The organism is Dactylosporangium sp. NPDC005572 (genome assembly GCF_040605515.1).
GTDB lineage: Bacteria > Actinomycetota > Actinomycetes > Mycobacteriales > Micromonosporaceae > Dactylosporangium.
This window is the reverse complement of sequence record NZ_JBEXCY010000214.1, coordinates 1-19,692: the sequence shown is the minus strand read 5'-3', so window position 1 is coordinate 19,692 and position 19,692 is coordinate 1. Positions and strand designations below refer to the sequence as shown.

The 19,692-nt window shown below is 72.8% G+C and carries 18 protein-coding genes and 1 pseudogene; 10 read left to right on the top strand and 9 right to left on the bottom strand.

All coding sequences use genetic code 11. The features are described from left to right. Nucleotides 1–1,675: LuxR C-terminal-related transcriptional regulator (locus ABZS66_RS51045; RefSeq protein ID WP_354770332.1), on the top strand; the 1,675-nt coding region annotated here is incomplete at its 5' end. Between the two features lie 79 nt (nucleotides 1,676–1,754). On the opposite strand, the gene ABZS66_RS51040 is transcribed toward ABZS66_RS51045, so the two are convergent. Further along, the gene (locus ABZS66_RS51040) at nucleotides 1,755–2,018 is read right to left on the bottom strand and encodes a hypothetical protein (protein WP_354770330.1); all 264 of its coding nucleotides are present in this window, start codon (nucleotides 2,016–2,018) and stop codon (nucleotides 1,755–1,757) included. A gap of 541 nt (nucleotides 2,019–2,559) precedes the next feature. Here ABZS66_RS51040 and ABZS66_RS51035 point away from each other — a divergent pair. Then, nucleotides 2,560–2,763: a DUF397 domain-containing protein gene (locus ABZS66_RS51035; protein ID WP_238019880.1), complete on the top strand. Its 204-nt coding sequence runs from the start codon at nucleotides 2,560–2,562 to the stop codon at nucleotides 2,761–2,763. 751 nt (nucleotides 2,764–3,514) lie between these two features. Here ABZS66_RS51035 and ABZS66_RS51030 read toward each other — a convergent pair. Together ABZS66_RS51030 and ABZS66_RS51025 are read right to left on the bottom strand one after the other, a co-directional pair. Then, nucleotides 3,515–4,333, bottom strand: coding sequence for an SAM-dependent methyltransferase (locus tag ABZS66_RS51030; RefSeq protein WP_354770328.1), 819 nt, complete (start codon nucleotides 4,331–4,333; stop codon nucleotides 3,515–3,517). A gap of 91 nt (nucleotides 4,334–4,424) precedes the next feature. Beyond that, the gene (locus tag ABZS66_RS51025) at nucleotides 4,425–5,246 is read right to left on the bottom strand and encodes a helix-turn-helix transcriptional regulator (RefSeq protein WP_354770326.1); all 822 of its coding nucleotides are present in this window, start codon (nucleotides 5,244–5,246) and stop codon (nucleotides 4,425–4,427) included. A 190-nt stretch (nucleotides 5,247–5,436) separates the two neighbouring features. Here ABZS66_RS51025 and ABZS66_RS51020 point away from each other — a divergent pair, with 190 nt between their 5' ends. After that, on the top strand, nucleotides 5,437–6,123 hold the full coding sequence (locus ABZS66_RS51020) for a hypothetical protein (protein WP_354770324.1): 687 nt from the start codon (nucleotides 5,437–5,439) through the stop codon (nucleotides 6,121–6,123). A gap of 10 nt (nucleotides 6,124–6,133) precedes the next feature. Here the strand turns inward: ABZS66_RS51020 and ABZS66_RS51015 are convergent, their stop codons facing one another. Further along, nucleotides 6,134–7,399, bottom strand: coding sequence for a pectate lyase (locus ABZS66_RS51015; RefSeq protein ID WP_354770322.1), 1,266 nt, complete (start codon nucleotides 7,397–7,399; stop codon nucleotides 6,134–6,136). Nucleotides 7,400–7,568: 169 nt separating this feature from the next. Between ABZS66_RS51015 and ABZS66_RS51010 the strand changes: the two genes are divergently transcribed. Continuing rightward, nucleotides 7,569–8,417, top strand: coding sequence for a TIGR04222 domain-containing membrane protein (locus ABZS66_RS51010; RefSeq protein ID WP_354770321.1), 849 nt, complete (start codon nucleotides 7,569–7,571; stop codon nucleotides 8,415–8,417). Nucleotides 8,418–8,423: 6 nt separating this feature from the next. Here ABZS66_RS51010 and ABZS66_RS51005 read toward each other — a convergent pair whose 3' ends face one another. Then, entirely contained in the window at nucleotides 8,424–9,548 is a 1,125-nt protein-coding gene (locus tag ABZS66_RS51005; RefSeq protein ID WP_354770320.1) for a cytochrome P450, read from the bottom strand. Between the two features lie 91 nt (nucleotides 9,549–9,639). Between ABZS66_RS51005 and ABZS66_RS51000 the strand changes: the two genes are divergently transcribed. The 3 genes from ABZS66_RS51000 (at nucleotide 9,640) to ABZS66_RS50990 (ending at nucleotide 12,465) form a co-directional block, all read left to right on the top strand. Further along, nucleotides 9,640–10,878, top strand: a complete 1,239-nt coding sequence (locus ABZS66_RS51000; protein WP_354770319.1) for an MFS transporter — start codon at nucleotides 9,640–9,642, stop codon at nucleotides 10,876–10,878. Nucleotides 10,879–10,893: 15 nt separating this feature from the next. Further along, complete coding sequence (locus tag ABZS66_RS50995) at nucleotides 10,894–11,658, top strand: class I SAM-dependent methyltransferase (RefSeq protein ID WP_354770318.1); 765 nt, start codon at nucleotides 10,894–10,896, stop codon at nucleotides 11,656–11,658. Nucleotides 11,659–11,733: 75 nt separating this feature from the next. Then, on the top strand, nucleotides 11,734–12,465 hold the full coding sequence (locus tag ABZS66_RS50990) for a GAP family protein (protein ID WP_354770317.1): 732 nt from the start codon (nucleotides 11,734–11,736) through the stop codon (nucleotides 12,463–12,465). Nucleotides 12,466–12,516: 51 nt separating this feature from the next. Here ABZS66_RS50990 and ABZS66_RS50985 read toward each other — a convergent pair whose 3' ends face one another. Further along, nucleotides 12,517–13,197 (bottom strand): FCD domain-containing protein, encoded by a 681-nt coding sequence (locus ABZS66_RS50985; protein ID WP_354770316.1) that lies wholly within the window; start codon nucleotides 13,195–13,197, stop codon nucleotides 12,517–12,519. A 65-nt stretch (nucleotides 13,198–13,262) separates the two neighbouring features. Here ABZS66_RS50985 and ABZS66_RS50980 point away from each other — a divergent pair, with 65 nt between their 5' ends. The 3 genes from ABZS66_RS50980 to ABZS66_RS50970 are packed head-to-tail and all read left to right on the top strand — an operon-like array spanning nucleotide 13,263 to nucleotide 16,020. Continuing rightward, on the top strand, nucleotides 13,263–14,009 hold the full coding sequence (locus ABZS66_RS50980; protein ID WP_354770315.1) for a (Fe-S)-binding protein: 747 nt from the start codon (nucleotides 13,263–13,265) through the stop codon (nucleotides 14,007–14,009). Then, complete coding sequence (locus tag ABZS66_RS50975; RefSeq protein WP_354770314.1) at nucleotides 14,006–15,433, top strand: LutB/LldF family L-lactate oxidation iron-sulfur protein; 1,428 nt, start codon at nucleotides 14,006–14,008, stop codon at nucleotides 15,431–15,433. Before ABZS66_RS50980 ends, ABZS66_RS50975 begins: the two co-directional genes overlap by 4 nt. Then, entirely contained in the window at nucleotides 15,430–16,020 is a 591-nt protein-coding gene (locus ABZS66_RS50970) for an LUD domain-containing protein (RefSeq protein WP_354770313.1), read from the top strand. The genes ABZS66_RS50975 and ABZS66_RS50970 overlap by 4 nt, the downstream gene beginning before the upstream one ends. A gap of 4 nt (nucleotides 16,021–16,024) precedes the next feature. Here the strand turns inward: ABZS66_RS50970 and ABZS66_RS50965 are convergent, their stop codons facing one another. The 3 genes and pseudogenes from ABZS66_RS50965 to ngcE all read right to left on the bottom strand — a co-directional run bounded on the left by ABZS66_RS50965 (nucleotide 16,025) and on the right by ngcE (nucleotide 19,230). Then, nucleotides 16,025–16,840 (bottom strand): carbohydrate ABC transporter permease, encoded by an 816-nt coding sequence (locus tag ABZS66_RS50965; protein ID WP_354770334.1) that lies wholly within the window; start codon nucleotides 16,838–16,840, stop codon nucleotides 16,025–16,027. 59 nt (nucleotides 16,841–16,899) lie between these two features. Continuing rightward, nucleotides 16,900–17,811 carry a sugar ABC transporter permease gene (locus ABZS66_RS50960; RefSeq protein WP_354770312.1) on the bottom strand — a complete coding sequence of 304 codons (912 nt, stop codon included), beginning with the start codon at nucleotides 17,809–17,811 and terminating at the stop codon, nucleotides 16,900–16,902. Nucleotides 17,812–17,814: 3 nt separating this feature from the next. Further along, nucleotides 17,815–19,230, bottom strand: a pseudogene (ngcE, locus tag ABZS66_RS50955) (N-acetylglucosamine/diacetylchitobiose ABC transporter substrate-binding protein). Nucleotides 19,231–19,692: the final 462 nt, after the last annotated feature.

Here is a 19,692-nt window from a genome sequence, read left to right as displayed (position 1 = left end):
GTGGCACCTGGCCGAGGCGGCCGACGCGCCCGACGAGGCGGTCGCCGTCGACCTGCAGCGGGCCGCCCGGGCCGCGCAGCGCAGCGGCAGCGCCGCCGCGGCGGTGACGGCGCTCGTGCGGGCCAGCGAGCTGAGTCCCGAGCCGGCCGACCGGTTCCGCCGGCTCATGGAGGCCGCGTCCCTGGCCAGCATCACCGGGCCCCTCGATCGGGCGACGAGCCTGCTCGCCGAGGCGCGGCGGGGCGGCGGCGGCCCGGAGGGGTCCGCGTTCACCGCGGCGGCCGTCGCGATGGGGCTCATCCACGGCGACGGCGACATCGACGCGGGCCAGCGGATCCTCGCCGACGCCCTCGACCGGGCCGAGCCGGCCGACGTCGATGTCGGCTGGGTCGGCGACACGCTGCAGGGCCTGCTGTTCGCCTGCGAGTACGGCGCCCGGCCCGAGCTGTGGCAGCTGCTCGAACGGGCCGTCGAGCGGTTCCAGCCGGACGGGATCACGCCGCTGCGGCTGTGCTTCGACGCCCTCACCGACCCGGCGAGCCCGCCGTACCCGGTGCGCGAGGCCGTCGTGCGCACCCTCGACGAGCTGCCGTGCGACGTGGGGTCGTGGTACTTCGCGCCGCTCGCCTACGCCGCACTGCGCGTCGACGCCCTCGCCGGGTTCCGGCGCCGGGTCGAGCACATGGTGGAGCGCGAGCGCGGCGGGGGCGGCTACACCTTCGTCATCTCGGGGCTGCTGCTGCTCGGGGTCGACGCGTCGTACCACGGCCGCTGGGCCGAGGCCGAGCACGCGCTGAACGAGGGCCTGGACCTGGCGGTGACGCACGGGTACCACCTCTTCGAGGGCCAGCTGCGCAGCCACCTCGCGTTCCTGGCGGCCGCCCGCGGCGACGTCGAGCGCTGCCGGGTGCTGACCGACGAGATCACCACGTGGGCCGCGCCGCGCGGGGTCGGCCTGACCCAGGCGTTCGTCCGGCGCGCCCGGGCCTTCGCCGCGCTCGGGCAGGGCGACTTCGAGGAGGCGTACGTCCAGGCGTCCGGGATCGGCGTGAGCCCGGGCCTGCCCGGCCGGTGGATGGTCATGGACCTGGTCGAGGCGGCGGTGCGCACCGGGCGCCCCGCGGCGCCCATCGTGGCGGCCGCCGTGCGGGCCGGCATCCCGCGCATCTCACCGCGCACGGCCCTGCTCACGGCCGGGGCCGCCGCCCTCGCCGCTTCGGACGACACGGCCGACGGCCTGTTCCGGGCGGCGCTGGCGCTGCCCGAAGCCGACCGCTGGCCGTTCGACCAGGCGCGGATCCAGCTGGCGTACGGCGAGTGGCTGCGCCGCAACCGCTCCACCGCACGGGCGCGGCTGCAGCTGCGGGCCGCCCTGGAGACCCTGGACCGGCTGGGCGCCACACCGTGGGCGCAGCGGGCCCGCAACGAGCTGCGCGCCACCGGCGTCGGCGGCACGGCCAGCGGGGCCTCGCTGACGTTCCAGGAGCGGCAGATCGCCGCCCTCGCCGCGACCGGGCTGACGAACAAGCAGATCGGCGAGAAGCTGTTCCTGTCGCACCGCACGGTCGGCGCGCACCTGCACCGGGTGTTTCCGAAGCTGGGGATCACGTCGCGGGCGGCGCTGCACGACGCCCTGGAGACGGCCGAAGCCGGTTCGTCCCAGATCGCGTCCTAGATCGCGTCCTAGATCGCTTCCAGGCCGTTGCTCGGGTCGCTGCTTGGGTCGCTGCTTGGGCCGCCGCTTGGGTCGCTGCTCAGATCGCCGGGATCCGGCGGCTCAGTGCGAAGTCGAGGGTGCTGTCCAGCAGCGGGTCGGCGGCGGTGCGGGTGGTGACGTCCTCGGCCGTGACCGTGTCCACGCCGGTGCCGCGGCCCTCGGTCGGACGGTAGCGGACCGTCGCGGCGTCCGGGGACGAGCAGACGACGATGCCGGGGCGCTGGACGCCGGACTTCGGAATCCAGACACGGTCGCCCGGGCTGAACGTCTGCGACTCGGCCGGGCGGGTTGGCGCGGACATGTTCACCTCCGTCGGTGACTTCAGATGCCGCGCAGCTGGACTGCGTGGCAGGCACAGATGTGGGAGCGGTGTTCGGCACTGGCCCGCGTGCAACGATGCTCGGGGCCGGCCTGGCAGGTCCGGGTGTCGGTCCAGCGGTGCCCGCACGTGGCCGTCTCCGGCGGCGCGGTGGGCTGTGCGGACACGACGCTCCCTTCCAGTGCTTTCGGTTGCTCTTCGGGGGTTTCGACCGACGACTGTTGACGAAGAGCATCGCAGCGCTTCGCGCCCTGTGCAAGATTTCACGGCGATAAAACGTCATCCGGAGAACATGCATCCGACCAAATTTCCATTACGCTATGTCAGCCACGGTTTCATCGTGAAAGACGAAGCCTTGGCGCTGGCAGTGCACAGACAGTGGACCACCAGGCACAAGACGCGTCGGAGATCATGGCGGATGGTTGACGAATGATCACGCAACGTAACGGTGTGATGTAGTTCGCACCCGCGGCCGCGAGGCACCGCCGACGCCCCGGCGTCGCGCCACCACGAGGAGTTACGGATGCAACACAGTGAATGGATCATGTCGAGCCGTTCGACGGGGAACGGTGGCAGCTGCGTCGAGGCGCGCCGCCACAACGACTTGATCGAGGTCCGCAACAGCAAGAACCCGTCCGCGGGCTCCGTACTGTTCACCCCCGAGGAGTGGGACTCGTTCCTCTTCGGCGCGAAGCGGGGCGAGTTCGACCGGCTGCTGCACGGCTGATCGAATTCAGGGCGCCCCGGCAACGCGGCCGGGCACCCTTGCCAATACCGCTCCCGCTCGGCGCCGGCCACCCGGCCGGTCAAGCCATCGACCGGCGCCGAGCGGACTACACGGGGCACGCACGAACGCCGGTCAATCTCCCTTCGCTGGCATTACCGGGATGGCGAGGGAAGATTGACCGGCACCTTTTTGCCCACACACTTGCGCACCGCCACCCCACCCCCGCTCTCGTCCCGCGCCGTGGCCTTCCGCGCCGCGCTCCCCCTCTGCGAGACGCCGCTCCCCTCGCCTCCGCAATCTTGGAGTTGCGGGCACCGAAATGCCCGGAATAAGCGACAAATCCTAGACCAGAACCCCAAGATCACTGGTGGAAGGCCACGGCGCTGGAGGGCACGGGCGGCGCGGGCGGGCAGAGACGTGCCCCATGCCCGGCATGGCACGGCGAGATACGGCGGGGTGCGGTCATCCCGAGGCGTGGCGGTTCCTGACGCCCCGCTTTGACGCCGGGCGTGGCAGACGCACCCGCACACACGGACAGGCGTGGCGCAGGCAGACAGAGGCGGCCCGGCTCACGGCAGGACACGCCCCGGGGAGGTGCGGCGTCCCCAGGTGTGGCTGGGCGCCCCGTGAGGCGGTGGGGTGCGGCCCGCGGCGGCGTGGTGCGGCGCCACGTGGGGCGGTGGCGCGCGGCGGCGTGGTGGGGCCGTCCGTGAGGTGCCGGGGCGCGGCGGACCGCGCCCCGGCACCCGGGTCAGCGGATGCGGCCCACGCCGGCCAGGCCGGCGCTCATGGACGGCTCCGCCGTGAAGTCCGTCGGGTCGTCCGGGGCCGGGCGCCACTGCGGCAGCCAGACCACGCCCGGCTCCAGCAGCTCCTGGCCGGCGAAGAAGCGCTCGACCTGGGGCCGCGAGCGCAGGTGGAACGGGGTCGTGGTGCTGCGCTGGTACAGGTCCTTGGCCACGGCCAGGTCGTCCGCCGCGGGCTCGGCCAGGCCGTCGCTGGAGGCGTGGGAGATCGCCAGGTGACTGCCCGGCACGAGCGGCGCGCACAGGCGGGACACCGCGTCGACGGCCGCCTCGTCGTCGGGGACGAAGTGCAGGACCGCGATGAGCAGCACGCCGACCGGCTCGCGGAAGTTGATCAGGCGGCGGACCTGTGGGTGGGTCAGGATGCTGTCGGGGTCGCGCAGGTCGGCCCGCACGGCCGTGGCGCGGTCGTCGCCGTCGAGGATCTCCAGGCTCTCGGAGACCGCCACCGGGTCGATGTCGGCGTAGATCACCCGGGCGTCGGGGACGATCTTGCGGGCGACCTCGTGGACGTTGCCGGCGGTCGGGATGCCCGAGCCGATGTCGAGGAACTGGCGCACCCCGGACGCGGCCAGGTGCTGCACCGCTCGGCGCAGGAACGCCCGGTTGTTGCGGGCCAGTGCCGGTACCAGCGGGAAGAGCTTGGCAACCGCGTCACCGGCCTCGCGATCGGCGGGAAAGTTGTGGATCCCGCCGAGGTGATAGTCGTAGATCCGGGCCGCGGTCGCCGGTTTCGGCTCACCGCTCGTTGCCGCTCCTGCCACGGAGACCGCCTTGCTGGGGGAAGGGGTATGTCAGCGCATTCGCATGAATCGCGCCTTGCCGTGGATCATACCCGGCCCAACCAAACCAAACTCATCGAAACTCCGCGAGCGGCACCGAGGCGTCCCGGACCAGGCCGAAGATCCGGCGGTACTCCGCGATCTCGTGGTCCTCCTCGAGGTACATCGCGCCGACGTGCGACTCCAGGTAGACCATGTCGGGGTCGTCCGCGTCGTCGAAGTCCAGGATACGGAAGGCGCCCGCCATCGCGGCGTGCGCACCGGCCGCGAACGGCAGGACGCGGATCTCGACCAGGCCCTTGGTGTCGAGCTCGCGCAGGTGGTCAAGCTGCCCGTCGAGCACGGCCTTGCCGCCGACCTGCCGGGTGAGCACGTTCTCGCCGATGACGGTGACCAGCTTCGGTACCGGAGAGCGGTTGAACAACGCGTGCTGGCGCTGCATGCGCAGCTTGACGTGGCGCTGCGCGGCGTCGTCGTCGGAGGGCTGCTCGGCGGCGAAGATCGCGACGGCGTACTGCTCGGTCTGCAGCTCGCCGGGGACGATCTCCCCGTCGTAGGTGCTGATCCGGTTGGCGCTCGCCTCCAGCCCGACGTACAGCTTGAACCAGTCGGGGATCACCGGGTTGGCGTCCCACCACTCCTCCTGGGACGTGCCCAGGGCGAGTTCGGCGAGCGCGTCGGTGATGCTCTGGTCGGCGCCGTAGAGCCAGCACAGCGCGCGCACGTTGGCCGGCGTGACCGGCACCTTGCCGGTCTCGATCCGGTGCAGGGTCGGCTCCGAGATGCCCAGCTTCGCCTCGGCCACCTCGCGGCGACTCTTGCCGCTGCCGATGCGTAATCTGGTCATCCGCCGGCCGAGCGTCCGGCGGACCACTCGCTGTCCGGTGATCGGCATGGCTCGCTCCCGCTCGATTTTTCTTTCACGATGAAGGACGACCCGAACACCCTACAGCCTGTGCACCGCCGGTTACACCATCTTCGGTACAGACTTGTCGATCGGCTCCGTCCCGGACCAGGGCGGAGACCCGCCGAACCGAACCCGGAATACCGCAGACGGTATCGATCATCGTTACTAGAATGCCCGCATGGGGCGCGACGTCAACCGCCGGTGCACCGCCGTCGCCGTCCTCGCGGTCGTGGTCGTCGCGCTGTCCGTGGCCGCGGGCGCCCTGCTGACCTGGAGCACCGCGACCGGCAACCTGTGGACCGGAGCGGCCGGCGGCGCCGTGCTCTGCCTGGGCGGCGGCGCCGGGATCGTCGCGATGGCGGCCGTCACCCGCGACGACCGCGCCTGGTGGGCCCTGCTCGCCCTGGCCGGCGCCGGGATCTCCCTGGCGCTGACGGTCGTGCCGGCGTACACGGGCTGGTTCGCCGACCCGGTCGCAGCCACGGTGACCGCCGCCGCGCCGTGCGTCGACTACGGCCCGCTGCCCGCCCAGCTGCACCAGCCGGCGGCCGGCTGCGTCGGCCGCGCCCGGCTCACGGCCACGGCCACGGGCGCCGACCTGGGCTGGACCGGCTGCGCCGACGACCTGCGCCCGGGCGACCCGGTCGAGGCGCTCGTCGACCCGCTGGGCTGGCTCCCGCCGCAGCGCCCGCCGTGCGCGCTGACCGGCCAGTCGGCGGCGATGCCGGTGGCGGCGCTGGCCGCGTTCGCCGCCGCGCTGGTGACGCTGATGCTCCGCCAGCACCAGCGGGCCACCCGCGCCGGCGCCGGACCGGAAAACGCCGGCGCCACCGGGCGGACCCGGTGGCGCCTGCCCACGGTCTAGACATCCCGTTTCAGCGGTACGTGATGTCGGATGAACTGTAGAAGCAGTTCCTGCCGTCGGCGCCGGACCCGACGTGCTCGGGCTCGGAGCCCTTCGGGGCGCCGTTGTACTTGTCGCAGATCGTCGCCGAGCCGTAGACGGTGATCCGGGTGAACCGGGCCGTGTCGCCCCAGTTGATGTTGATGCCGGCGATCACCTTCGTCGACCTCGCGATGATGTTGTCCACCACCACGTGGCGCTGGTACGAGTTGGTGCAGTTGCCGCAGGCGCGGTACAGCTTCCCGGCACTCTCCACGTAGAAGCCGGAGATGTTCACCGTGCCGTTGCCGTTGTGCTGGAACACCTTGTCGCTCGCCGACCTCGCGCCACCACCGATCACGTAGCTGGTGCCGCCGCCGGTGCCGAGGAACGTCGCGGCGTCCTCGCCCACGTCCTCCCACCAGACGTTCTGGATGGTGCAGGTGCCGAGGCAGTGGATGCCGTCACCGGCGGGCGCGCCGATGATGACGTTCCTGATCGTGCCGCCGTTGGCGACCTCGAACATCGGGTCCTGGCTCTCGCTCTGGCCGCCGTCGCCGATGCAGCAGTACCGCCGCATCCCGCCGTCCAGCGTGCCCGACACGCTGATCGTGCCGCTCACCGACACGTCGCCGGTCTTCGCCGGCCAGGTGGTCGTCGGGTTGCCGCCACCGCCGCCCGTGGTCGGCGTGGTCGTGCCGACCTGGACCAGCCGCCACTGCTGGTTGGCCCCGTTGAGGTCGGTGTACTGCGAGATCCGCCCGCCGTTGGCGGTGGACCACTCCCAGACCTCGAGGGCCTTGCCGCTGTGCCGGTTGACGAGCTGGATGTTGTCGCCGATGTTCTGGACCGCGAACTGCTGGTTGTTGCCGCTGGTGATCGGCCACTGGCGGTACTCGGCGCCGTCGGCCGTGTTCCACTCCCACAGGTCGACGGCCTTGCCGCTGTGGCGGGCGACGATCCGCCACCAGCCGGTGCCGGCGGACTCGAAGCGGAACTGCTGGCACTGGCAGCCGTTGCTGGAGTACTGCGTGACCGTGGCGGCGTCGGCGGTCGACGCCCCGGTCACCTCCATGACCTTGCCGCTGTGCACGTTGACCAGGTTGTACCAGGCGCCCTGCACGATCGTCGCCGCGTCGGCGGTCCGGACCACGAACGTCGTGGCCGCGGCCGCCAGCACGACCGCGAGCACGCCGAACAGCGCACCGCGCCGCCGGCCGGTCCGGTGGACGGGTGGTGCCCCATGCTGACGCACCATTGACGTGTACCTCCTCCCGGTGCCAGGAAAGCGCTTTCCTAGCGAGGTATCGAAACGTATCGACCGCCGCCGAACGCTGTCAACGACACCCGTCCATATGCAGGTGTGCGCGCTCACACGGCCTGAAACTTTCACCGGCGGGCTTGCGTGGGGCGCGCACACTACGGCCATGAAGCGCGACGGGGAGGCGCTGCCGCGGCCGACGGTGATCGGCCTGCTGGCGGGTGGGCGGTGGCGGGCGTGCGCCACCGGGTACGCGATGCTGTGGCGGCGGGGCCGCCTCGAACACGACGGCCGGGGCCGGGTCGACCGGCGCGGGTCCGCGCCGCGCTCCATTTCCGATCCGATCGAGCGGAGCCTGTTCAACGCGCTGCTCGGCGCGCAGGGGGCCCGCGAGGCGGCCGGCCGGGAGAAGGTACAGCGGGCGCTGCGGGAGGCCCGGCGCGAGCTCGGCCGGCTCGGGCTGCGCCGCTCGCCCGCCCGCCGGGTGCTGATCCCGCTCGCCTGCCTGGTCGTCCCGGCCTGGCTCGGCGCCCGCACCGGCCTGCCGCCCGTCGCCGGCATCGCCTGCGTCCTCGCCGGGGCGTGCGCGGCGATCTGGTTCGCCTGGCCGCGCACCGCCCGCGGGGAACGCCTCCTGAGCGACCTACGCCGCCGGCACCCGCTCCCGGCCGCCCGACCGCCCGAGAGCACCACGCCCGGGGCCCGGCCCGCCACCACGCCGCCCGCGAGCAGCGCCGTCCCGAGGGCGCGGACCGGCAGTGCCACGCCCCGGGCCCGCGGGAGCTCGGCGCCCGACGCCGGCAGCGCCGCCGCGGACGAGGGCGTGGAGGAGCTCGGCCTGCTCGTCGCCCTCTACGGGAACGTCGCGCTGCGGGCCCTCCTGCCGGACGTCGCCCGGGGTGCCGGGCTGTACGACGGCGGGCGGTGGAGCCGCGAGTTCCGCAACGAGAACCCGTCGGGGCTCGGCGAATGGTCCGACGCCGCCGCGCACCACCTCGACGGCGGCCGACCGTAGCAGGGGTCAGCTGACGGCGACGGGCAGGCGGGTCGGGCTCGCCATCACCCACGGGTTGCGGTAGCGGATGGGTTCGGCGGTGTCGACGGCGATCTCGCGGTACCGCTGCAGCAGCATCCGCAGCGCCACCCGCGCCTCCAGCCGGGCCAGCGGCGCGCCCAGGCAGAAGTGGATGCCGTGGCCGAACGCCAGGTGCGGGTTCGGGTTGCGCTGCGGGTCGTAGCGCGACGGGTCGGCGAAGACCCGCGGGTCGCGGTTCGCCGCCGCCAGCCAGATGGCGACGAGCGCGCCGGCCGGCAGGTCGGCGCCGGCCAGCGTCACGGGCGCGGACGTGCGGCGGGCCAGGCGCGGGAACGGGGTGCGCAGCCGCAGCGCCTCCTCGATCGCGCCGGGCAGCAGGTCGGGAGCGGCGCGCAGGGTGTCGGCGGCGCCCGGCGTCTCGTGCAGGCACAGGATCGTGTTGCCGAGCGTCGCCGTGGTCGTGACATGCCCGGCGATGAGCAGCACCCCCACGAAACCGGCCGCCGCCTCGTCGTCCAGGCCCTCGCGCACCAGCGCGGTGGTGAGGTCGTCGGCCGGCGCGGCCCGGCGCCGGCGGATGTGGTCGAGCAGATATTCGCGCATCTCGTGTACCGCCGGCGCCACCGCGGCGACGGCCTCCTCGTCGAGCAGCCGCTCGCCGGCCCGGTCGAAGAGCCGGTCGGCCCACCGCCGGAACACGGGACGGTCGTCGGCCGGGACGCCGAGCAGCTCGGCGATGACGATGACGGGCAGCGGGTACGCCAGGTCGTCGATCAGGTCGAACCGCCCGGAGTGCGCGTCGAGCAGCGAGGCGGTGATCTCCTCGATGCGCGGCTCCAGCCCGGCGACGACCCGCGGCGTGAAGGCCCGGCTGACGATGCGCCGCAGCTCGTCGTGGCGGGGCGGGTCCATCTGCACGATGTTGCCCCGCCGGAACAGGTCGAGGTCCTCCTGGCGCGGTACCAGGTCGGCGAGGTCCGACGAGAACGTGGCCGGGTCGCCGAGCACCGTCAGCGCTTCGGGGTGCCCGGTCACGGACCAGCAGCCCTGCCCCTCGTCGAAGTACACCGGCCCGCGCCGCAGCGCCGCGTCCACCCACGCCGTGCTCACCGCGGTGCGCTACCCGCCCCCGGAGCGGGCAAACGGGCCCCGCGGGAGCGCGTCGAGTGACCGGAGCACGGTCGACTTCTAAGCTCACCGGATGCAGCGTGTCACTGCCGTCGCGGTCGTCGTCGGCGTCGGCGTCGGCTACGGGTACTTCGGCGCCGCGATGGCCGGGGCCCAGCTCACCCTCGCCCCGGCGCTCGGCCTCACCGTCGCCGAGCAGGGCACCCTGTTCGCCGTCCCGGTCCTCGGCATGCTGCTCGGCGTGCTCGTCGCCGGGCGGGTCGTGGCGCGGGCCGGGCGGCGCGGGACGCTGCTCGCCGCGTCGGCCGTGGTCGGCGTGGTCGGCGGCGCGTCGCCGCTCGTCGCCGACCTGGTGTGGCTCGACGCGACCCGGTTCGTCGTCGGCGTGGCGTTCGGCGTCAGTACCGTCGTGGTGCCGATCTGGGTGGCCGAGGCCGCACCGGCCGGCGCGCGGGGGCGGGTCGCGGTGCTGTACCAGGTGTCGACGGTGGCCGGGATCGTCGCGGCGTTCCTGCTCGCGTACGCGCTCGGCGGGTGGCGGGTCGTCCTCGGCGTGACCGCGCCGCTGGCCGCGCTCGCGGTGGTACTGCTGCACGGCGCGCCGGAGACGATCCCCGGCACCGCCGCGCCGGGCGCCGCCAGGGGGACGGTCGCGGAGCTGTTCGGGCCGCGGTACCGGACGCTGACCGGGTTCGTCGTGGTGCTCGGCACGCTCGTGCAGCTCACCGGGATCAGCGCCGTCAGCAACTTCAGTCCGCTGATCTTCGCCGGCATGGGGTACCGCGGAGAGCTCGCTCTGCTCGTCCTGCCGGCCGTGGTCCAGGTCAGCGGCCTGCTCGCGGCGCTCGCGTCGGCGGCGACCGTCGAGCGGCTGGGCCGGCGCGCGACCCTGCTGACGGGAACCGCGGTCATGGCGGCCGGGCACGCGCTGCTCGTCCTGGCGTTCAGCGGAGACGGGGGCCGGGGCGGGACCGTGCTCGGGCTGGCCGGGCTGCTGGTGTTCACGGTCGGCTTCAACGCCGGGCTCGGCTCGCTGCTGTGGATCTACGCCGCGGAGGGGTACACCGACCGCCTGCGCAGCGCCGGCGCCACCGCCCTGCTGCTGCCCAACCTCACCGCGAACGTGCTGCTCGCGCAGTTCTTCCTCGGCGCGCTGACCGCGTTCGGCGGCGCCGCCACGTTCGCGGTGCTGCTCGGCGTCACCGCGCTGTCCTGGCTGTACCTGTTCCGGGTGGCGCCGGAGACCCGCGGGCGCAGCCTCGAGGAGATCCACGCCTACTGGCAGGCGGGCCGCCGCTGGCCGGCGTACTGAGGAAGGATGCCGGGAATGACGGTTCGCGCATTGCGCTTCGGAGCGGTCGCCGAGGCCTACGAACGGTTCCGGCCCGGGTACCCCGCGGAGCTGTACGACCTGGTGTCGGGCTACGCGGGGGCGCCGATGGGCAGCGCCCTGGAGATCGGGGCGGGGACCGGCAAGGCCACCCGGCTGTTCGCCGGGCGGGGCGTCGCCGTCACCGCGACCGAGCCCGACGAGGCGATGCTCGCCGAGCTGCGCAAGCACGTACCGGCGAACGTCACCACCGTCCGGGCCCCGTTCGAGCAGCTGCGCACGGACGCGACGTACGACCTGGTGTTCGCGGCGGCGGCGCTGCACTGGACGGACCCCGACGGCCGGTGGCCGCGGATCGCCGGGTGGCTGCGGCCGGGTGGCGTCTTCGCCTCGTTCGGCGGGCCGGTGCAGCTCACCGACCCGGCGGTCGAGGCGGTGGTGCGCGCGGCGCGGGCACCGTTCCTGGACAGCGACGACATCCCCTCGCCCGACGGGACGCCGCCGGAGGAGCCCATGCAGTGGCCGGGCACGGAGCTGCGACGCTCGGCGTGGTTCACCGACGTGCGGCAGGCCGTGATCGTGCGGCGCGTGACGATGCGCGCCGCCGACTACGTCGGGCATCTCTCGACGGTCTCGGCGTACCTGGAGCTGCCCGCCGCAGCGCGGGACGAGGTCTACCGCCGCATCGAGCGGGCCCTGCCGGAGACGGTCGAGCTGACCACCGACATCATCGTGCACCTGGCCCGCCGCCGCGCTGCCTGAGGTCGACGTCGCCGATCCCCGCTTCATCCCCCGGAGGTGGCGGTCGCGGGCCGCTGCGGTGGCCATCATGGCGGCGTGGGACTCGGCGCGGCGATCGGCGGCATCCTGGTGCCGGCCGTCGGGGTGGGCCTCAGCCCGGTCCCGATCCTGGCCGCGTTCCAGGCCGCGGGCCCGGCCCGTTCGGCGGCCGCTCCCGAGGCCCCGCCCGGCGCTGCGGCCGGCGGCCGCCGCACGGGCACAGTGCTGCTGGAGCGCACCCGCACGGCGGCCGCCGCCGTGGCCGCCGCGACGGCGGTCCCCCGCACGCCGGGCCTCGCCTACCTGGGTGCGTTCCTGGCCGGCCTGGCCGTCCCGGCGGCCCTGGTGGTCGCGGTGGCCGGCCCGGCGGCGCGGCACGCGATCGACCTGCTGCTGATCCTCCTGGGCGTCGTCCTGCTGCTGCTGGCCACGATGGAGTGGCGCCGCCGCCCGCTGCCGGGCAACCAGCGCCGCCCACCCCAGTGGCTGGCCGGCCTGGCCACGATGCCGCTGCGCGAGGCGGCGCTGCGGGGCGCGAGGGCGGCGGCGGGCGAGCCGAAGAACCTGACCCTGACGGTGGCCGCGGCCCTCCTGACGGCCCGCACGGGCAGCGACCCGGCGACGGTGGTCCTCTACGCCGTCCTGGCGAGCCTGGCGGTGGCGGCCCCGATGCTGTGGGGCGCCCGCCTGACCCCGCTGGGCGACTGGTTCGCGCGGGACCACGCCCCGATCCTCGTGACGACCCTGCTCCTGACCGGCACCGCGGTCCTCGCCGACGGCCTCTCCTGACGGCGCACGGGCCCGGCCGCTGCGGTCCCGCAGCAGGGCGTCCGGGCGGAGTCAGCGCAACGTCTGGCGGTAGAAGCCCTCGATGTGGGCCATCACCCGCCGCGCCGCCAGGTCGGCGTCGCCGGTCGTCACGGCTTCCAGGACCGCGCGGTGCTCGGTGCGCAGCCGGCCGACCAGGCGGGTCCACTGGCGCTGCTCGCGCTGCACGTACCCCGCGATCGCCCCCCGCAGCGCGGCCATCATCGCCGTCACCACCGCGTTCCCGGCGGCCCGGGTCAGGGCCAGGTGGAACTCGGTGTCCAGCGCGTAGAACTCGGCCGGCTCGATGCCGCGCCGCTCGCTGCGGGTCAGCAGCTCGGCGGCCTCGTCGAGGGCCGGCGACGGGCCGGCGGCGGCCGCCCCGCGCACCGACCAGGACTCCAGCATGACCCGGGTGCGGACCACGTCGCGGACCGGCAGGGCGGTCGAGGCGAGGTGCAGGCGCAGCGCAGCGCTCAGGCCGGCGGCCGTGTCGGCCGCGACGACGGCGCCCGCCGCCGGGCCCGATCCGACACCGATGCGGACCAGGCCCATCGCCTCCAGCACGCGCAGGCCCTCGCGGACCGTCGCGCGGCTCACCCCGAGCGTCGCGGCGAGCACCCGCTCGGCCGGCAGGCGCGAACCGACCCGCAGTTCGCCGGCGGCCAACGCCGCCTCCACGTGCGAGATGACCAGCTCGTGACTGCGCTGCACGAAACACCCCCTGTGGTCAGACCATAGCTTGGAGGCCGCGGAGCGGACGGCCTATGTTCGGCGGTATGCGCGTCGCACTGTTCGCCACGTGCCTGGTCGACGGCCTGCGGCCGGAGGTCGGGCGGGCCACGGCCCGGCTGGTGCGCCGGCTCGGCCACGAGGTGGTGGTGCCGGCGGCGCAGACCTGCTGCGGCCAGATGCACGTCAACACCGGGTACCCGAAACAGGCCGCCGGCCTCGTCGCCAACCACGTCCGGGCGTTCGCCGGGGCCGACGTCGTCGTGACGCCGAGCGGCTCCTGCGCGGGCGCGATCCGCCACCAGCACGAGGACGTCGCCCGCCGCTACGGGCCGCCCGGGCTGGCCGGCGACGCGGCGGCCGTGGCCGGGCGCACCTACGAGCTGTCCGAGTTCCTCGTCGACGTGCTCGGGCTGACCGACGTCGGCGCGTACTACCCGCACCGGGTCACGTACCACCCGACCTGCCACTCGCTGCGCGTGCTGCGGGTCGGGGACCGGCCGCTGCGGCTGCTGCGCGCGGTAGGCGGGCTCGAGCTCGTGGAACTGCCGGAGGCCGAGCAGTGCTGCGGGTTCGGCGGCACGTTCGCGGTGAAGAACCCGGGCGTGTCCGCCGCGATGCTCGCCGACAAGCTCGCGGCGATCCACGCCACCGGCGCCGAGTACTGTACGGCCGGCGACGCGTCGTGCCTGCTGCACATCTGGGGCGGCCTGAGCCGGGCCGGCAGCCCCGCGAGCACCGTCCACCTCGCCGAGATCCTGGCATCCACAACGGAAACGGAGGAGGCGGCGTGACCTCCCCACCGACCGCGCACCCGGTCACCGAGCTGCGGGCCGCGGAGCCGTTCCCGGTCAACGCGGCCGTGCAGCTGCGCAACGAGCAGCTGCGCCGCAACCTGGCCGGCGCCACCCGCACGATCCGCACCAAGCGCGCCAACGTCGTCGGCGAGCTGCCCGACTGGTCCGAGCTGCGCGCGGCCGGCGCCGCAATCAAGGACGACGTGCTCGCCCACCTCGACACGTACCTGCTCCAGCTGGAGGAGCGGGTCACCGCCAACGGCGGCGTGGTCCACTGGGCCCGCGACGGCGCCGAGGCCAACCGCATCGTCACCGGGCTGGTGCAGGCGAGGCACGCGACCGAGGTCGTGAAGGTCAAGTCGATGGCCACCCAGGAGATCGGCCTCAACGAGGCCCTCGCCGAGGCCGGCATCACCGCCGTCGAGACCGACCTCGCCGAGCTCATCGTGCAGCTCGGCCACGAGAAGCCGAGCCACATTCTGGTCCCGGCCATCCACAAGAACCGCGACGAGATCCGCGAGCTGTTCCAGCGCGAGATCCCGACCGCCGGCACCATCGCGACCAGCGAGCCGCGCGTGCTCGCCGAGGTCGCCCGCCGCCACCTGCGGGCCAAGTTCCTGTCCACGCCGGTGGCGATCAGCGGCGCCAACTTCGCCGTGGCCGAGACCGGCACGCTCGGCGTGGTCGAGAGCGAGGGCAACGGCCGCATGTGCCTGACCCTGCCCCGCACGCTGATCACGGTGATGGGCCTGGAGAAGCTCGTCCCGACCTGGGCCGACCTGGGCGTGTTCCTGCAGCTGCTCCCCCGCTCGTCGACCGGCGAGCGGATGAACCCGTACACGTCGATGTGGACCGGCGCCGTGGAGGGCCAGGAGTTCCACCTGGTACTGATGGACAACGGCCGCACCGCGACCCTGGCCGACCCGGACGGCCGCGACGCGCTGCGCTGCATCCGCTGCTCGGCCTGCCTCAACGTCTGCCCGGTCTACGAGCGCACCGGCGGCCACGCGTACGGCTCGGTGTACCCCGGCCCGATCGGCGCGGTCCTGTCCCCGCAGCTGACCGGCGTCCGCGAGAACCTGTCGCTGCCCTTCGCGTCGACCCTGTGCGGCGCCTGCCTGGACGCCTGCCCGGTGGCCATCGACATCCCCCGCATGCTCGTGCACCTGCGCGCCAAGGCGGTCGAGGCCAAGGGCCCGACGGCGGAGTCGGCGGCGATGCGCCTGGCCGCGTCGACGATGCGCTCCCCGCGCCGCTGGCGCATGGCGCTGCGCGCGGCCCGCGCCGGCCGCGTCCTGGGCCGCCGCGACGGCGTCATCCACCGCCTGCCGTTCCCGCTCACGGGCCTGCTGAGAGGCTGGACCGCCGTCCGGGACCTGCCCCGCCCGCCCCGCCGGCCGTTCCGGGACGGTACAGCGTGAGCGCCCGCGACGAGATCCTGTCCCGCATCCGCACGGCCCTGGCCGACCGTCCTGACCCGGCTCCGGCGGACCGGACCTATCGCACGTCGGCCCCCGCCGACGTCGAGCTCTTCGCCGACCGCCTCCGCGACTACAAGGCCACCGTCCACCACTGCGCCCCGGCGGCGATCGAGACCACGGTCGCCGGCATCCTCCCCGAGGAGGGCCGCATCGTGGTCCCGGCCGGCTGGCTGGACCTCCCCGGCCGCGACGTGGCCACGGACGACCCGGAGCTGTCCCCGGCCGACCTGGACGCAGCAGCCGCGGTGGTCACCCGCTGCGCGGTGGGGATCGCCGAGACGGGCACGATCGTCCTGGACGCCGGCGAGGCCCAGGGCCGCCGCGCCCTGACCCTGGTCCCGGACGTCCACGTGGTGGTGGTCGACACGGCCCAGGTGGTGGGCCTGGTCCCGGAGGCCCTGACCCGCCTGGACCCGACCCGCCCGCTGACCTGGATCAGCGGCCCGAGCGCCACGAGCGACATCGAGCTGCAGCGGGTCGAGGGCGTCCACGGCCCCCGCACCCTCCACGTGGTCCTCGTCGGCTGACGCGCTACTTCAGGTGGCCGGCGGTGAGGCCCGACTGGACCTGGCGCTGGAACACGAGGTACAGGATGAGCACCGGCAGCATCGCGATCGCCATCCCGGCGAAGAGCGCGCTGTAGTCACCCGCGTAGCCCTGGTTGATGGTCAGCGCGGTCAGGCCCTGGGTGAGGACCCATTTCTGCTCGGCGCCCTCGCCCTGCATGAGGACGATCGGCAGCACGTACTGGTTCCAGTGGCCCAGCAGGTTGAAGATGCCGACGCTGACCAGGCCCGGCCTGGCCATCGGCAGCATCACGCGGAAGAACAGGCCCCAGTGCGAACAGCCGTCGACCATCGCCGCCTCGCCCACCTCGGTGGGCAGGGTGCGGAAGAACGCGGTCAGGAAGAAAACCGTGAACGGCAGCGAGTAGGCCGTGTAGACGAAGATCAGGCCGAGGTGCGTCGAGAGCAGGCCGAGGTTCTTCACCACGAAGAACAGCGGCACGAGCGACAGGAAGACGGGGAACATCATGCCCCCGACGAACGTGAAGTAGATCAGGCGGCCGAAGCGGATGTCGTACCGCGCGAGCACGTACGCCGCCATCGCGCCCAGCAGCATGGTCAGCACCAGCGCGCCGCTCACGACGATCGCCGAGTTCAGGAAGTACCGCCCGATGTTCGCCTCGGTCCAGGCGCGCGACCAGTTCTCCCACCGCAGACGCGACGGCAGGCTCCACGCGCCGGTGAGGATCTCCTTGTCGTCCTTGAACGCGCTGACGAACGCCCACACGAGCGGGAACGTGGTGAGCACCGCCCAGCCGGCCAGGACCGTGTGGGAGAACATGTTGAGCGGGCTGGGCAGCCGGCGGCGGGGCCGCTGCGGCGCGGTGGTCACGGCGTCGGTCACGACAGCTCGATCCGCTCTCGTCGGGTGACCCGCAGCGCGACGACCGCGACGGACAGGGTCAGGAAGAACATGGCGACGCCGATCGCCGACGCGTAGCCGAACTTGTAGTCGCCCATGGCGTTGGTGTAGAGGCGCAGGCCGATGACGTCGGAGCTGTTGCCCGGGCCGCCCTCGGTGATGATCTGCACGAGCGCGAACCCGTCGATCGCCAGGATCGCGAGGTACACCCAGGCCACCTGGATGGTGTCCCACACCAGGGGGACCGTGATGCGCCGCAGGGTGTCGGCGCGGCCGGCCCCGTCCAGCAGGGCCGCCTCGTAGATCTCCCGCGGGATCGACTGCATCGCGGCGTTGAACAGCACCACGTAGAAGCCGACGTTGCTCCACACCATGACCGCGAGCACGCACCAGAACGCCAGGTCGGGGTCGCCGAGCCAGGGTCTGGCGAGCGCGTCGAGGCCGACGGCGCGCAGGAAGCCGTTGAGGATGCCGCTGTTGGGTGCGTAGACCTCCTTCCACAGCACGCCGATGATCGCCACCGACAACACCTGGGGGAAGAAGTACACGATGCGATAGAGCGCGGCGCCGCGCACCCCCGTTACACCGGCCTTGCCCGCGCGGCCGCCGACGCTCAGCATCGAGGCGAAGAACAACGCCAGCACGATCGTGACCACCGGCAGGGCCACGAGGATGACGGCGTTGTTCTTCAGTGCGTTCCATACGTACTGGTCGTCCAGGAGCCGGCGGAAGTTCTCCGGCCCCACGTACTCCCACTCCGGCGACAGGCCCCGCCAGTTCGTGAGCGAGATCTGGAACGCCTGCAGGTACGGCGAGATGACGAACACGGCGTACAGCGCCAGCGGCGGCAGCAGGAACGTGAACGCGAACAGGCGCCTACCGTGCCGCATCCGTCAGCTCCGCTTGTACTTCGTGATCGAGCTGTCCTTGGCGATCTCGTCGGCGCCCTTCTGGCACGCCTCGACGAACTGCTGCGCGTTGATGCGCTTGGTGAACAGGTCGCCGCAGGCGGCGTCGACGAGGTTGCGCTCCAGGCGCCGGTAGAAGGAGTTGTACACCCAGTTGAACCCGTCGGACCCGGACGCCTTGAGCGCCTTGGTGACGCTGGTCAGGCCGGGCGGCAGGTCGACGCCCTCCTCGGCGCCCGCCACGCAGGTGAGGCTCGACGTCTTGCGCATGAAGTCGGACGCGCCCTTTTTCGACAGCATGATGCGCATGAGCTCCATGCCGCCGTTGGCGTTCTTCGCCTTCGCCGGGACGATGTAGGGCTCGCCCGCGGTACCACGGATGGCCTCGAACGGCAGCTTGTCACCCTTGCCGAGGCTCGGGGTCGGCGCGACCGCCATCCGGAAGTCGGGCGGGGTGACCTTCTTCTGCTCGCTCTCCAGCCACGAGCCGCACGAGATGAACACGGCCTTGCCCAGCGACCACTCGGTCTGCGACTGGATGTGGTCCAGGCCCTCCGAGCCGGGGAGGATGAAGCCGTCCACGGCGAGCTGCGAGTACGCCTCGGCGGCCGCCTTGATCGCCTCGTGCTTCCAGGCGTTGGGCTCCAGGTTGTCGATCGCGACCAGGACCTCCGGACCGGCCATCTTGGCCGCCGCCGAGAGGATGGGCCAGCTCATGTACCGCGGGTGCTTGCCCTGGTAGGTCCAGGGCGCGAGCCCGGCCGCCTTGATCGTGCGGCACAGGGCGATCATCTCGTCCCACGTCTTCGGGTACTGTCAGCCCCGGTCCGCGAGCAGCTTCTCGTTGTACCAGATGCCGTAGGCGGTGTAGGCGTAGTTGAGCGAGAAGACCTTGCCGTTGTAGGTGCCGGGCAGCAGGGCTCCGGGCAGCAGCGTGTCGCGGACCGTCTTGCCGGGGACGTCGAGGCTGGGCGCGTCGAGCAGCGGCTGGAGGTCGGCGAGCGCGTTCTGCGACACGAGCCCGTTGAAGTCGATCTGGGCCGAGCCGGAGTTGTTCACCATGTCGGGCGGGCTGCCGTCGACGAACCGCGGCTGGAGGGTCTTGGCGATCTCCTGCGTGGCGGAGTGCTTGATCTCGGCCTTGGGGTATTTTTCCTTGTACATGGCCTCGTGGGCCTTCGCGTAATCCTCGCCGAAGCCGCCGTTGAAGATGACGACCTCCAGCGGGGCGTCGTCCTTGACGCCGAGCGGGTTGGCGTCGCTCTTGTCGCCCTGGGCGCTCTTGCTGTCGCTGTCACCACCGCCGCCGGTGGCACAGGCACTCAGGACGGCCGGGGCGGCGGCGAGCAGACCGGCGGTGGCGGCGGTCTGCAGGACGCCCCTGCGAGTCAGCGTGTTCATCCGTCGTGCTCCTTCGTGGGGGTTCGAGGGGGCGCTGGTCGATGACGACGATGAAGGTTTCTTACATGTTTTTCAAGAGTAGGAAGATTCCTGCCACCCGGCAGGTCACGGTATGGCGTCGACCTGGTTCGATGGCTCGATGCGTGGGCGGAATGGGTGTCCACCTGCGGATATCGCCGGATCTCGACGCCGCTCGATGATCACCGGAGGGCCTCTGCGGCGGCTGTCGCCCCGGCAAAAATTGACGAAATTGTTGCCGGTCGGCGACGGGCGGATGGCACCTCCACGCAGGACGGGGCACCGCCGCACCCTGCGCGGCCCACCCCCGACGCCGCGGGAGCCGACCTCCATGATCGCCAAAAGATGACGATCACGAAGCGCGGGCCTGAGCAGACCGGCGACGCGGGCGGTCTAAGGCCTGTTTCATAACTGGGGTCGGAGCGAGGCGGAGTCCAGATTTCG